The sequence below is a fragment of the Maribellus luteus genome (assembly GCF_003576475.1).
Taxonomy (GTDB): Bacteria; Bacteroidota; Bacteroidia; order Bacteroidales; family Prolixibacteraceae; genus Draconibacterium; species Draconibacterium luteum.
Map to the genome: position 1 here is coordinate 1 of NZ_QWGR01000025.1, position 14,740 is coordinate 14,740.

Here is a 14,740-nt window from a genome sequence, read left to right on the forward strand (position 1 = left end):
CACAGTACATAATAACCTTACTCCACTCTTTCGTTCTTTCAGTTAATTATTAGAAGATAAGAAAATGTAAACTTAGGCAGTACATATTGCAGGGCGGGGTTCGGTGGTACGCCAACTGCGTCCCGAGTACTCGGGATCGCATCGCAGTTCCGTGTCCTTCGGACAGGAACGCTCTCCGAAATCCGCCCCGACAACATGTACCAACCGTTAGCACCAATTTTAAATTGCACAATTATCATGGAATCACTCCGCTCGCGCCGATTTGCAATCGGTGTGCAATCCAAATGGATTGAAAATAACAGTATCAGCCTTTGGCTGAGGCACGGATTGAAAATCCGCGCCAGCGAGGACTTAAATAAGCATGCATTAATAGAGTGTATGTTACACCGTGAAATGCACAAACGTTATGGGCATAATATTGAAAAAGCCTTGATATGAAAAAAATATTATTCGGAATTGTAATTCTAATCTCGAATTCTTGTCATTTACTTGGACCAGGAGACGGAATTAAATTCACGGTTAAAAACAATTCTGACTTTCCGGTTGACAATGTAAGATTTACAACATCTGAAAATCTTGCCGAATTTAAGTTTGACAACATCAAACCAAATCAAAGTGTGTCTGATTTTTTATCTATGAAAGAAAATAAAAGTGATGGAAGTTACGTGTTGGAATTTACTCGCATGAATGGGAAAAGGGAATCAAAAGGATATGGATATTATACGAATGGCGGAGCTCTTGACAGTTGGATTGAGTTTGAAATTAAAAATGATACTATAATTTCGAAATATAGCGGAATGAAACATTAAAAAATACTCTGCACAACATATACCATCCACTGGCGGTGCCAGCAAAAACAAACCCGTAAAAAACAAATGATAGAGAAACAAAACAAAATTCCCGACAATTCAATTCTGAAGAATGACGAGAAATCATTCCACTATGTGGATAGCTTTCAAAGTCAAGACGCAACTATCCGACCGGATAATGATGTAATCAGTATCGGAAAGTTATTCTTAACCAGTGGTCCCGGGTGGGCTGACCGTTTAATGTCGATCAGGGACAAAGCAGTTGGCGTGGTTGGATTGAAAACCGCAGGACAACTGACTTCGGAAGCAAAGAATCCTGATAATTTTAAATTCCAGGTGGGAGAACAACTCGGCATTTTTAAACTGTACGCAAAAACCGGGAATGAACTTGTGTTGGGCGACGACGACAAACACCTTAGCTTCAGAGTTTCATTATTACTCGACGGCAAAAAGAAAATAATGATAACAACGGCGGTTGAATACAAAAATGTTTTTGGGAGAATTTACTTTTTGCCCGTTAAGCCCATTCATCAGCTTATAGTAAAAGGGACATTGCGGGAAATTATCAGAAAATTGGAAAACGAAACCGCCGAAAACCTGCAAACAACGAACCACCGTTGAAATCACGAAAAAATGAATGAAGTGACAACTAAATATTTTGTTGACAGAAAAGATTGGAGAAAATGGCTCGAAACGAACTTTGAAACCGAGGATGATATTTGGTTGGAATATCCATTAAAGAAGACCGGACGAAAACGCATCCTGTACAACGACGCCGTTGAAGAAGCGTTGTGTTTTGGGTGGATCGACAGCACTGTTAAGTCACTAAACGAAGAAAGCTCAATTCAAAGGTTTTGTAAACGACGAAAGAACTCGTCGATCTCGCAACCAAACATTGAACGCCTAAAATGGCTCTTTGAAAACGGATTGATTCACGACTCAATTCGAAACGAGGTTGTAAAAACAATTCAACGAGAATTCATTTTTCCCGAAGACATAATAACCCGGTTAAAATCGGAGAAAGCTGTTTGGGAAAACTATCAAAACTTTTCAGAACCTTACAAACGGATCAGAATTGCATACATTGATAGTGCACGGAAAAGACCCGAGGAATTTGACAAACGCCTGAGCAATTTTATAGCCAAAACCAAAGAAAACAAAATAATAAAAGGATTTGGCGGAATTGAGAAATACTATTAATGCGAGAATAGCTAAGAGCTACGAGCCACTAGCCGCAAGCTATTGGTTATTCGGTATTCAATCTATCAATCAATGCGAGAATGCAGAAATGCTTTAATGCGTAAATAAGCTGCAATCTGCAAGCCATTAACCACAAGCTTCAAGTCATTGGTCACTGGTCATTGATTGGTTAAATTCAATCCCTCAGCCCATCAGTCCTTCAATCCCTGAATACTGAGACTGAGACTGAACACTGCGACTGTTCTCTGAACTCTGAACACTAAACTCTGAACTTTGCTACTCCTCACCTCTCCCCTTTCCACTCAAGCAAACCATCCACACGGGAAATAACTTTCCGGTTATCAATGTACCAGCGAAGCACCTCGCGCATTTTTTCGGGTTTCCCCTCCAGGCGAAAGATCAGGTCATCGAGTCTGCACGGCGATTCAAGTATTTTGGCAATCTTTTTACCGATGGCTTTGAACTCAAAAGCAGAGATTTCCATTTGTTTCATCGCTTTGCACACATCGCAAATTCCGCAAGGCGCCGCATCGTCTTCCCCAAAATAATCCAGCAGAATCTGGCTCCGGCACTCCGACGAGCTCCCTGCATAATGCAACACTGAGTCAATGCGTCCGGCATACTCTTTTTTTCGTATGTCGTAATTCTCTTTCGAAATTTTCAGGCGGTCAATCGTCACCCTTTCCTTGCTGAAATAAACAAACGGCGTCTGGCTACGGGGCACATAATCGATCACATTCGATTTCCGCAGATGTTTCAGGTAATTATAAACACTCTCCCGGTCGATTCCGGCGCGTTTGGCCAGCAATTCTTCATCGATCGACACATAGCCGGTAAACAAACCGGTGTACGAACGAAGCAGCAATTTTATAAAATCGTCGAAAACCGAGTTCGCCACCTGGTATTTATACAATTCGTCGCGCGAAATCACAAACGATACCCGCGAAGGATTGTCCACTTCTTCAGTAAATTCGAGATAACCTTCGCGCTGCAATATTTTCAGGCTGCTGTACACCATGGCCTGCTGAAATTTGTAGGCCTGCGCGAAAGCCTGCAAGCCAAACTCGTAAGTCATTCCCTTTCCGTAGCCCACCGCCACCTGAAAATAATTACAAAGCGCATCGTAAATACGCTTGATATTGGGAATTTCGGGGAAAGCCGTTGAAACATGCTTTTTTAGTTTTGTCCGGTCGGCATTGTTGTAAAGCAGCACTGCTGCCGACTTTTTGCCATCCCGGCCCGCACGCCCGGCTTCCTGGTAATAGGCTTCCAGCGAATCAGGTGCATCAATGTGGATCACAAAACGCACGTCGGGTTTGTCGATCCCCATCCCAAAAGCATTGGTGGCCACAATCACTCGCGTCTCACCTTTCAGCCAGGCATCCTGTCGCGAACTGCGCACCAGGTTGCTTAGTCCGGCATGGTAGTAACTGGCCGATATTCTTTCTTTTTTCAGAAAATCGGCCACTTCGCGGGTCGCCTTTCGGTTGCGCACATAAATCACCCCCGAGCCGTTTACTTTCTGAAGCGTTCTTAATAAGTAGCCGTTTTTATCTTCCACCTGTCGTACGAGGTAAGCCAGGTTCTCCCGCTCAAACGACATTTTTTGCAGGTTCTTTTCAGCAAATCCCAGCTTTTCCTGAATATCATCGGCCACCCGCGGAGTGGCGGTAGCAGTTAAAGCCAGCACCGGCACATCCTTCAAGGTTTTTCTGACCTCCACAATATTCAGGTAACTCGGTCTGAAATCGTAGCCCCACTGCGAAATACAATGCGCCTCGTCAACAGCCAGCAGGTTGATGTTCATTTGCTCCAGCCGCTCCAGAAAACGTTCGGAGTTCAACCTTTCGGGCGAAACATACAGAAACTTGTAATCGCCCCACACCGCACTGTCGAAGGTAAGTTTGATCTCCCTTTTCGACAGGCCGCTGTGAATGGCCAACGCTTTAATGCCTTTGCGGTTCAGGCTCTCCACCTGGTCTTTCATCAGTGCAATCAAAGGCGTTACCACCAAACACATCCCCGGCTTCGACAACGAAAACACCTGGAAAGTCACCGACTTACCCCCGCCGGTAGGCATCAGTCCAAGCGTATCTTTTCCGCTGGCCACCGACTCAATAATCTCAAGCTGCAAGGGCCTGAAATCGGGGTAACCCCAGTATTTGGTCAATATTTGATGGTATGTACTCATTCAATAGTGGGCAAAATCATTTTTCAGTTAACGCATCCAGGCGAAATCTCTTGTCTGTTTTATGCGATTTAATTTTTTCTTTACGTACGAATATCACACTCAAAGTATGCATGTCCTTTAGCGGGCAGATGATCTTTCTGAATCGGCGTAAGCCAATTGCCATGCTCATTTCATACAAATTAAGAAATCATTTCAGGTATTAACAATTTTTATTGTTCAAAATAATTCCACGATAAAATTAAGTGCCAGCAGTCTGCTATTTTTTTGTAGTTTTGCGCATTAAAATAATTCATAAAAAAGATTGCCATGTCGTTTATTGAAGACAAAATCCAATTTGAAGGACTCACCTTCGACGATGTTCTTTTACTTCCCGCTTACTCGGAACTTTTACCACGGGAAGTTGATCTCACCTCGCACTTCACACGTAATATCAGAATCAATACGCCCATTTTGTCGGCTGCTATGGATACAGTTACCGAACACAAGATGGCGATTGCGATTGCCCGTGAAGGCGGAATTGGAGTGATTCACAAAAACATGGGAATTGAGGAGCAGGCGCACCAGGTAATGACGGTTAAACGCGCCGAAAACGGGATGATCTATGACCCGATTACCATTACCGCCGAAAAAAAGGTAAAAGATGCGCTCGACCTGATGGCCAAATACAAAATCGGAGGTATTCCGGTTGTGGACGGCCATGGCTACCTGGTAGGAATTGTTACCAACCGCGACCTTCGTTTCGAAAAAAACATGGGCCGTCCGATCTCGGAAGTGATGACCAAAGACAACCTGGTTTCCACCACCGACTCCACTCACCTCGAAAAAGCAGCAGACATTCTGCAACAATACAAAATTGAGAAGCTGCCCGTAGTGGACAAAAACAACAAGCTGATCGGGCTGGTAACTTACAAAGACATCACCAAAGCCAAAGACAAACCACTGGCATGCAAAGACGAAAAAGGCCGTTTGCGTGTGGCTGCCGGAGTTGGAATTGCCGGTGACACCCTGGATCGCGTAGATGCGCTGATCAAAGCCCAGGTGGATGCCTTGGTGATCGACACCGCACACGGACATTCAAAAGGTGTGCTTGAAATGCTGAAAAGAATAAAAGCCAAATACCCCGAGAAAGACATTGTTGCCGGAAACATTGGTACTGCCGAAGCTGCCATTGCATTGGTGAAAGCCGGCGCCGACGCGGTAAAAGTGGGCATCGGTCCCGGATCGATCTGTACCACCCGTGTAATTGCCGGTGTTGGTATTCCGCAACTTTCAGCCATTTACAATGTATCAAAAGCCATCAAAGGCTCGGGTGTGCCGATTATTGGTGACGGTGGTATCCGTTACTCGGGCGACATTGTAAAAGGATTGGCAGCCGGTGCCGATTCAATCATGGCCGGTGGCTTGTTTGCCGGGGTGGAAGAATCTCCGGGCGAAACCATTCTTTACCAGGGAAGAAAATTCAAATCTTACCGCGGAATGGGTTCGGTGGAAGCCATGCAACAAGGCTCGAAAGACCGCTATTTCCAGGACATGGAAGAAGACATCAAAAAGCTGGTGCCGGAAGGTATTGCCGCCCGCGTTCCGTTTAAAGGTTCGCTGTACGAAGTTCTTTACCAGTTACTTGGTGGTTTGCGTGCCGGTATGGGTTATTGCGGTGCTCAAAACATTAAAGCATTGCAGGAAGCACGATTCACCCGCATCTCCAATGCAGGTGTTGCAGAAAGTCACCCGCACGATGTGAGCATTACGCGTGAAGCACCGAACTACAGCAGCCGTTCGTAAGAGCGCTGCTGTAAATATATACCTGGCAGTTTGTACCGCTTAAACCTTGAATAAATGTATCGGGTCATTTTTTCATGCTTTTTAATTTTGAGTGCCGCATTTCATTTGCGGGCACAAGATGATCAACCCCTGCTGACCATCGACGGAAAACCGGTTAGCAAGGCTGAATTCGAATACATTTATCAAAAAAACAATACCAACGTTTACGCTGATTCCGAAAAAAAAACACCGGAAGAGTACCTGCCTTTGTTCATCGACTTTAAACTGAAAGTGACCGAAGCCGAAAGGCTGAAGATGGATACCAGCCGGGCGTTTATCAACGAGCTGGCAGGTTACCGGAATGAGATTGCTGCGCACTACCTTACCGATATCAATTTTGAAGACAAACTGGTACACGAGATGTACCGCAGAATGACACAGGAGGTAGATGCCAGTCACATCTTGTTAAACGTGGCCGAAAGTGCCTCGCCGGAGCAGGAGCAAAAGGTGCTGGAAAAAATCAACTCGGTTCGCCGGGAAATTCTCAACGGAAAAGATTTCGGAGAAGCGGCTGTTGAATATTCCGAAGATCCTTCGGCCAAAGACAACAAAGGCCACCTGGGCTACTTCTCGGCTTTTACCATGGTTTATCCGTTTGAAAATGCAGCCTACACAACACCTGTGGGTGAAATATCGGAACCGGTTCGGAGTCAGTTTGGGTTTCACCTTGTGAAAGTCAACGACATCCGCCCCAACAAGGGAGAAATTTTGGTGGCGCACATCATGAAAAGCATACCTGCCGATGCCACCGCAGAAAAGAAAAATGCGCTGAAAGCACAGATCGACTCTATTTACGTTCGGCTAAAAAACGGAGCCGACTTTGCCGAACTGGCCAAAAAAGAATCCAACGACCGTCGTACGGCGGTAAAAGGAGGCGAAATGCCCCGTTTTTCAAGAGGACGGATTATTGCGCAATTTGCCAACCCGGCCTTCGAATTAAAAAACAACGGCGATATTTCGGAACCCATCGAAACACCGTTTGGCTATCACATTATCAAAAAGCTGGACCAATTCCCGGTAGCGTCTTTCGATGAACTCAAAAAGGAAATTGAAACACGCATTTCCCGCGATCCGGAACGCCGCACTTCCAGCGAAAAAGTTTTTGTGGAAAAGCTGAAAAAGGAATACAATTTTTCGGAGAACCATTCATCGAAACAATTACTGGCAGATAAAAATGTAGATTCGGAAGATCTGCCGGCCGACCTGGCTCTGTTTTCCATCGACAATAAAAACTACACATCTGCAGATTTCCAAAAGTGGATTTTGGAGAAAAAAATAAAATCCGGTCTGCTTCTTTCGTTTTACAACGAGTGGGTGAATGCTGAAATCATTGCATGGGAGGATTCAAAACTGGAAGACAAGTACCCCGCTTTCAGGTACCTGATTCAGGAATACCACGACGGTATTTTGCTCTTCAATATTTCGCAGGAAAAGATCTGGAACTTTGCCAGTGAAGATTCACTTGGCTTGCAGCAGTTTTACGGGCAACTGAAAGACAAACAAATGTGGAAAGAGCGCTTCAAAGGCAGCATAATTACCTGTAAAAGCGAGGGAATAAGAGACCAGGCTGATAACCTGCTGGGTGCCGGCCTGAGCGTGGAAGAAGTGGCCGAACACTTAAATACCAACGGAGAGGTGTTTACCTACGAAACCGGCGCCTGGGAAGAAGGATCAAACCCGGTAGTAGATTATTATGTGTGGAACGGAAGCGAACCCGAAAATTTTAACAGCCTCACTACGTTTATCAGAGGCGACAAGGTGGGTCCCGAGCCCAAGTTGCTCGATGAAGCCCGCGGCCTTTATATTTCAGACTACCAGCAATACCTGGAAGAAAAATGGCTAAAGGAACTCAGGGCCAGATACAAAGTAAAAGTGAACCGGAAAGTATTAAAAACGATTGAAGGTGTTTAAAACAAGCTTGCTATATGGATTGATTTTGGGAGCGTTCGTTTTTATGAATGGCTGCTCGGAAGCGCCCCGCGAAGAACCGGTGGCACAGGTTGGCGACCGCTTTCTGTACAAATCCGACCTGCTCAAAATATTTCCCGGAAATGCCACCCGCGAAGACAGCATTTTGATTGCTACCGACTACATCAACAAGTGGGTGAAACAGGAGTTGATGATCCAAAAAGCCAACGAAAATCTTAGTCCGGGACAAAAAGACGTTACCCGCGAGCTGGAAGAATACCGCAACTCGCTGATCATTTTCCGCTACAAAAACGAGTTGATGCAGCAACGCATGGACACCGTGGTAACTCCCGCCCAGATTGAACAATATTACGAGCAAAACAAAACCACCTTTAATCTCGACCGGAGCATTGTAAAGGGCGTTTACGTGCGCATTCCGCAGGAACTGGCAAACGTTGACGCACTAAAAACCATGGTTCAGGATATGACCGACGAAGGGCAAAGCATTTTGCGCGATTACTGCACCCGTTATGCAAAAAACTTTGAGATCGCCACCAACTGGATCGACTTCAAAGTGCTGAACCGGAACCTGCCTGTTCAGATCGACGACCCCGAGGCTTTTTTGAGGAATAACAGCCTGAAAGAGATGACCGATGAAGATTATTATTATCTTGTCAGCATTCTCGACTACAAACTAACAAACGATTTGGCTCCCCTCGAATTTGTGGAAAACGATATAAAGAATCTAATTTTGAACCAGCGTAAGATCAAATTCCTGCGCGAAGTGGAAACCAATATCTTCAAAGAAGGAGAACGACAAAAGAAATTTAAAATTTATGATACAGCTATCAACAATGAATAAAATGCAAAAGATTTTTGGAGCGTTTTTGCTCACGTTTTTTCTCATAGGAAGCGTTGCTGCACAAGACAAAGTAATCGACCAGATTGTGGCCGTTGTGGGCGGAAATATTATTCTGAAGTCCGATATCGAGAATATGAATATTAGCCAGCAGGCACAGGGAATTACCTCGGAAGGCGATATGAAATGCGAGATTCTCGAACAATTCCTGATCAACAAACTGCTGGTTGCCGAAGCCGAGCTGGATACCCTGATTACGGTTACTCCCAGCGAAGTAAACCAGCAGATGGACGGAACACTGCAAATGTACATTGCCCACTTCGGTTCGGAAAAAGCCGTGGAAGGCTACTTTAAAAAACCGATTGCTTCGGTTAAGGCCGACATGCAGGAATCGATCCGCGAACAGCTGCTTAGCCAGAAAATGCGCAATAAAATTGTTGAAAACGTTAGTGTTACGCCATCCGAAGTGCGTTACAATTACAGAAGCCTGACAAAGGACGAGGTACCAACCATTCCTACTCAGTATGAATACGCACAAATTACCATTCAACCCAAAATTGATTTGGAAGAAGAAAACCGCGTGAAGGCTCAACTCCGCGACATCAAAAAAAGGATTGAAAACGGTTCCAGCTTTGCCGCTATGGCGGTGATTTATTCCGAAGGTCCTTCGGCAAAAGACGGAGGTGTAATTGGTTATTCAGGCCGTGCGCAGCTTGACCCGGCGTATGCAGCAGCAGCCTTCAACCTGAAAGGCGACCAGGTTTCAAACGTGGTAAAGAGTGCTTTTGGCTACCACATCATCCAGCTGGTTGACAAGCAGGGCGCCAAAATAAATACCCGTCACATTCTGATGAAACCCAAAGTTTCGGTGGAAGCGAAGGAACAGGCCAACAACCGTCTCGACAGTCTGGCTAACATGATCCGCAAAGACGAAATCAGTTTCGACCAGGCTGCTGCCATGTTTTCGTTCGACAAAAACAGCCGCAACAACGGTGGTGTGGCCATCAACCCCAACACCATGTCGTCGAAATTTGCAGTGGAAGAACTTGACGGCGATGTAAGTAAAATTCTTACCGGAATGAACCTCAACGAAATTTCAAAACCTTTTGAAACCATCGATGCCGAAAACCAGCAGACGATTTATAAAATCATAAAGCTTACCAACCGGATTGATGCTCACAAAGCCGATCTTCAGAACGATTATCAAACGCTGGCAGAAATGTACCTAATGAAGAAAAAGGAAGAAACACTCGAGAAATGGATTGCCGAGCGTCAGTCGCAGACTTACATCCGTATCGACAATACTTACGCCAACTGTAACTTCAAATTTGATCACTGGATTAAGTAACACCTGAATAAAGCCCATGGAATACAAAAATGATGTTGCTGCGCTGGATGCCCTGCGCGAAAAGTTTAACGAGCTAAAAGCGGAAATTAAAAAGGTCATTTATGGCCAGGATGCAATCATTGATCAGGTGCTGGTATCGCTGTTCAGCCGGGGCCACGTGCTTTTGATTGGTGTACCGGGACTGGCAAAAACCCTGCTGGTTACCACCATTGCCAAAACGCTGGGCTTGAAATACAACCGTATTCAGTTTACTCCCGATTTAATGCCTTCGGACATTATTGGCACCGAGATTCTGAACAACGAACGCAACTTCAAATTTATTCAGGGGCCTATTTTTGCCAACATTATTCTGGCCGATGAGATCAACCGTACGCCTCCCAAAACGCAGTCGGCCTTGCTGGAAGCGATGCAGGAACGCGCGGTAACAGCAGCCGGGCAACATTTCGAACTCGACAGGCCGTTTTTTGTACTGGCTACTCAAAACCCGATCGAACAGGAAGGAACCTATCCCCTTCCCGAAGCACAGCTCGACCGTTTTATGTTTTCGGTATGGCTCGATTATCCCAAGCTGGAAGACGAGCTTACCATTGTAAAAAACACCACTTCTACGCTCGATGCAAAACCCAACACCGTTATTTCGGGCAAAGAGATCATGTTTTTCCAGGAACTGATCCGCAAAATACCGGTGAACGACAATGTGCTGAAATATGCCGTTACGCTGGCAGCCAAAACAAGGCCGGGTACCGAAACTGCTGCCGAAGTTTCCACGCATTACCTGAAATGGGGAGCCGGGCCAAGAGCCTCGCAGTACCTGGTTCTGGGCGCAAAAACACATGCGGCACTGCGCGGAAAATATTCACCCGACATTGAAGATGTGAAAGCCATCGCTCCTTCGATTCTGAGGCACAGAATCATCAAAAACTACAAGGCGGAAGCCGAAAATATTTCCATCGACGACATCATTGCGAAACTGCTTTAATGCTTACATACCGTTACATTATCACTACCATTAAAAATCCCCTGCTCCTGGTTGGCGCTGTGGGTTTATTGCTGTTTTTTACGGCCCCGGTAAAGGCTCAGGAGAAAAAAAGAGTGGATATTATCCAGGCAGGTTCGTTGGAACAAAGCGAAAAAATTGCCAATGCCCAACGCCTGCTCGACAATGTTATTATTAAGCACGAAAACATATTGATGTACTGCGACAGCGCCTACACCTACGAAGGCACCAACCGCGTTGATGCTTTTGGCAACGTGCACATTAACCAGGGCGACACGCTTCACCTTTATGCCCGCAAAGTTTTTTACGATGGCGACCGAAGCTTTGCGCAGGCCATCAACAACGTAAGGCTCGAGAAAAGGGAAATCACCCTTTACACCGATACGCTGGATTACGACATGAACCTCAACATCGGGTACTACGATTGCTCGGGTAAAATTGTAGACAGTACCAACACCCTGACCAGCAAAGTTGGCCAGTATTACCTGAACGAAGACATGGTACATTTTACTGACAGCGTAGTTGGTTTTAACGATAAGTACACGCTAAACAGCGAAGACATAAAATACAACACCAAAACCGAGGTTATCTATTTTTCGTCGCCTACTACCATTCAGGATTCGTCCAGCACCCTGTACGCCGAAGAAGGCTGGTACAACACGCTTACCGGGGATGCCGACCTGAACAAGCTCCCCAGGATCTACAACGAAACTCAGTTTCTCAGTGCCGAACAGATTACCTTCAACAAAACAAGCGGCGACACACGGGCACTCGGAAATGTATTTTTACAGGATTACGAAAACAGCAGCATCGTTAAAGGGCAAAAGGTGGATTACAACGAACAGACGGAAATGGCGCTTGTTACCGATTCGGCCGTTTTTATTTCGTACAACCAAACCGATAGTTTGTACCTGCATGCCGACACTTTGCGCACCATGCCCGACACAATTGAAGGCGAAAACATAGTAAAAGCCTATTACGGCGTTCGGTTTTACCGGAGCGATGTGCAGGGCGTTTGCGACTCGATGATCTATTTTACCAAAGATTCAACGGTGGAACTGCACAACAACCCGGTTTTGTGGTCGGGCATACAACAGTTAAGCGCCGAGAACATTAAAATGATACAACACACCAATGCGCCCGACGAATTGCGTTTGTATTCCAACAGCTTTATTATTTCGGAACAGGACACCGGCATGTTCGACCAGATTAAGGGCAAGAACATGGTGGGCTATGTAAAAAACGGGCAGCTCGATTACATTGATGTGGATGGAAACGGCCAGACCCTTTATTACGCCAGGGAGAAAGCAGAAATAATAGGTTTGAACCGGGCCGAAAGCAGTAACATTTCCATTCGCTTTCAGGACGGAAAGATCCACAAAATTGCTTTCCAGAAACAACCCGAAGGAGAACTGACTCCTCTGGCCGATGTTACGGACAACAACAAAAAGCTTTCAAATTTTAACTGGCAGATCGAATTAAGGCCGGTTTCGAAAGACGATATATTTCGTAAAACCGAAAAGGTAAAACCCGTAGTGGAGGAGCCCAAAAGAGCGAACGCCAAAGTGCCAACAGGACCGGGGGTACGGTAGAAACACAACGCGAGGGTATTTTTCCTTCATCTGATCTGTAAAAGTTAACATATCATTCGACAATCTTCGATGTCAGACAAGTAAAACCCAATTACATTTTTTCTAACCAATTTTCATTGTCTGTCAGATAAAATCCCATTTTTAAAGTAGTATTTGCGGGTGTGCTTTGGGGCAGCCCTGTTAATGTTGTTTGTGTTTTTGTTTGGTTAATTCCAGGTAAAAAAAAAATTGAAGGTATGTTTATAAAAAAGCTGCTCTTAAAAATGTCATTACAAACGACGTGTAACCTACCCCTCGTTACCGCTGTGCTCAAACGAGGGGTAGAGAAGCAGCCCGGTTAATTGTTGTTTGCCTCGCTGCCGCACGATTGCACCGTGTGGTATTATTGACAACCAAAATGGCTTTGTATTCATTCCTGGTAAAAACATCTAACCATTCAACAACGGCAAAACCTACAAAATATACGCCGTCAGGATTATGGAATTTATAATTTCGTCTCATTTTAGCCGGGTACTATGTTTCGGAATTGTTGATCTGGTGTTTACAAACCACGCGATACAATCGCGCGGGAGCGGGATTGTTTCCTTTTCTGTTTTTGCTTTTGGTAATTTTTCTTTTTTTATTTTAGCAAATGAAACATAGCCGTTCCTGTGCTGTGTTTCTTCGAAAAGGTCGCTTACTTGCGCCTGTGATTTTATTGAAACCAATAACAAAACAAGCACGATAAAAATAATGTTCTTTTTCATTGCTGTAGGTATTAAAAGTTAAAGTTCCTTTGTCATGAGATAAGCATAAGAATCAACAGAATTTCGAGGTAATACTAATGTATCCTCCTTTAGCATGTCAATTACAAATTCATCTTTCAATCCCAAGTCATTAATAAATTCAAAATCCAGGATCCACGCATCAAACCCAAATTCCGTTTGTTTACGCACAAACTCAGTCTGTGTGGCGGCGTATGTATCGCCTTCAAAAACAACGTACATACTATCGTTGGGCAAGAATTGGAACCACGAATCAGTAAGATCAATTCTGCCATGTCCGGTAAAACCGCCATATGCGTAGTGCATCTTCCATTTGCCCTGAATAGTGTTTTTTATCAAAGACAATGATTTTACGTCCCTCAACAAGATTATACCATTTTCATCTGGTGGCGGTAGATGTTCTATATCCTCTTTTTCGCACCCTGTCCCAAAAACAATATAGAGCGGTAGCAGGAGTAGAAAAAATGTTAGTAATTTTAATTCTTTTGATTTCATATTTTTATAGTACTTAGTAGTGAGTAGTTTTAAGTAGTTTCCCCGAATAGGGAAAGATAAGAGCGCATTTAAAAGGTCTGTTACAGCTGCTTAACACAATTTCGATTTCGGGGAGTAACCACATACGGCGAAAGAAAGAAAGAAAGAAATATTTTTTCATAACATTGTTTTTAATTAGGAGAAATTTCAATTCTGGAATCTAAATTTTTAGAATAATTAAAAGTAAATTTTGCTTTTGGGTTCTCACTACGCACATATATCTCAATATTGTAGCTCCTGTTTTCCATTGAGCCGATTACACATTCAAGGTCGTAAGAACAAATACAATTACATAGTATCGGTGTTTGCTCACTAAAAACAACTTTTAGTATTTCATTTTGAATAAATGCACTTGAGGTTATTTCTCCCGGGCAACAACTTAAAGTCGCATTAATAAACTTAACCCGAAGTTGGTTCTCTCCTTCTGCCTTAAGTTCAATATATCTTTCAATATCCGTGGATTTTGTATTCTCTTTACAGCCCTGCGTTTTTATTTCGCTTACTGTTAATTGGTTGTCTTTCAATGGTGGTAATTGTTCTTCATTCTGGCAGCTTGCGCCCATTAGGACAAACACCAAACAAAATAAACTTAGTTTTAAAATTTGTGTTTTCATTTTCTTGTATTTAAAATGTAGTAAATAGTACTGATTAGTTGGTACAAAGTACATTTAAGTAGTTTCCCCGAATAGGGAAAGATAAGAGCGCATTAAAAGGTCG

Annotated in this window: 13 protein-coding genes; 9 read left to right on the forward strand and 4 right to left on the reverse strand. The window is 44.2% G+C overall.

All coding sequences use genetic code 11. The features are described from left to right. Nucleotides 1–434: 434 nt before the first annotated feature. From D1614_RS22895 to D1614_RS22905, 3 genes are all read left to right on the forward strand, one after another. The gene (locus tag D1614_RS22895) at nt 435–809 is read left to right on the forward strand and encodes a hypothetical protein (protein ID WP_119440329.1); all 375 of its coding nucleotides are present in this window, start codon (nt 435–437) and stop codon (nt 807–809) included. A 66-nt stretch (nt 810–875) separates the two neighbouring features. Then, the gene (locus D1614_RS22900) at nt 876–1,430 is read left to right on the forward strand and encodes a DUF2867 domain-containing protein (protein WP_119440330.1); all 555 of its coding nucleotides are present in this window, start codon (nt 876–878) and stop codon (nt 1,428–1,430) included. Nucleotides 1,431–1,442: 12 nt separating this feature from the next. After that, entirely contained in the window at nt 1,443–2,009 is a 567-nt protein-coding gene (locus D1614_RS22905) for a YdeI/OmpD-associated family protein (RefSeq protein ID WP_119440331.1), read from the forward strand. A 283-nt stretch (nt 2,010–2,292) separates the two neighbouring features. Here the strand turns inward: D1614_RS22905 and D1614_RS22910 are convergent, their stop codons facing one another. Then, nucleotides 2,293–4,200: a RecQ family ATP-dependent DNA helicase gene (locus tag D1614_RS22910; protein ID WP_119440332.1), complete on the reverse strand. Its 1,908-nt coding sequence runs from the start codon at nt 4,198–4,200 to the stop codon at nt 2,293–2,295. Nucleotides 4,201–4,506: 306 nt separating this feature from the next. Between D1614_RS22910 and guaB the strand changes: the two genes are divergently transcribed. From guaB to D1614_RS22940, 6 genes are read left to right on the forward strand one after another with little or no spacing between them, the layout of a single operon-like run. Then, nucleotides 4,507–5,982, forward strand: coding sequence for an IMP dehydrogenase (gene guaB, locus D1614_RS22915; protein WP_119440333.1), 1,476 nt, complete (start codon nt 4,507–4,509; stop codon nt 5,980–5,982). A gap of 54 nt (nt 5,983–6,036) precedes the next feature. Beyond that, entirely contained in the window at nt 6,037–7,932 is a 1,896-nt protein-coding gene (locus D1614_RS22920; protein ID WP_119440334.1) for a peptidylprolyl isomerase, read from the forward strand. Beyond that, complete coding sequence (locus tag D1614_RS22925) at nt 7,925–8,791, forward strand: hypothetical protein (protein ID WP_147384352.1); 867 nt, start codon at nt 7,925–7,927, stop codon at nt 8,789–8,791. Before D1614_RS22920 ends, D1614_RS22925 begins: the two co-directional genes overlap by 8 nt. After that, the gene (locus D1614_RS22930) at nt 8,766–10,136 is read left to right on the forward strand and encodes a peptidylprolyl isomerase (RefSeq protein WP_119440336.1); all 1,371 of its coding nucleotides are present in this window, start codon (nt 8,766–8,768) and stop codon (nt 10,134–10,136) included. Before D1614_RS22925 ends, D1614_RS22930 begins: the two co-directional genes overlap by 26 nt. 16 nt (nt 10,137–10,152) lie before the next feature. After that, nucleotides 10,153–11,115, forward strand: a complete 963-nt coding sequence (locus tag D1614_RS22935) for an AAA family ATPase (RefSeq protein WP_119440337.1) — start codon at nt 10,153–10,155, stop codon at nt 11,113–11,115. Beyond that, nucleotides 11,115–12,725 (forward strand): OstA-like protein, encoded by a 1,611-nt coding sequence (locus tag D1614_RS22940; protein ID WP_119440338.1) that lies wholly within the window; start codon nt 11,115–11,117, stop codon nt 12,723–12,725. The genes D1614_RS22935 and D1614_RS22940 overlap by 1 nt, the downstream gene beginning before the upstream one ends. A 497-nt stretch (nt 12,726–13,222) precedes the next feature. Here the strand turns inward: D1614_RS22940 and D1614_RS22950 are convergent, their stop codons facing one another. From D1614_RS22950 to D1614_RS22960, 3 genes are all read right to left on the reverse strand, one after another. Further along, nucleotides 13,223–13,471, reverse strand: coding sequence for a hypothetical protein (locus D1614_RS22950; protein ID WP_119440339.1), 249 nt, complete (start codon nt 13,469–13,471; stop codon nt 13,223–13,225). A gap of 18 nt (nt 13,472–13,489) precedes the next feature. Beyond that, nucleotides 13,490–13,984, reverse strand: a complete 495-nt coding sequence (locus tag D1614_RS22955) for a hypothetical protein (protein WP_119440340.1) — start codon at nt 13,982–13,984, stop codon at nt 13,490–13,492. A gap of 170 nt (nt 13,985–14,154) precedes the next feature. Then, nucleotides 14,155–14,637, reverse strand: coding sequence for a hypothetical protein (locus D1614_RS22960; RefSeq protein WP_147384353.1), 483 nt, complete (start codon nt 14,635–14,637; stop codon nt 14,155–14,157). Nucleotides 14,638–14,740 lie beyond the last annotated feature (103 nt).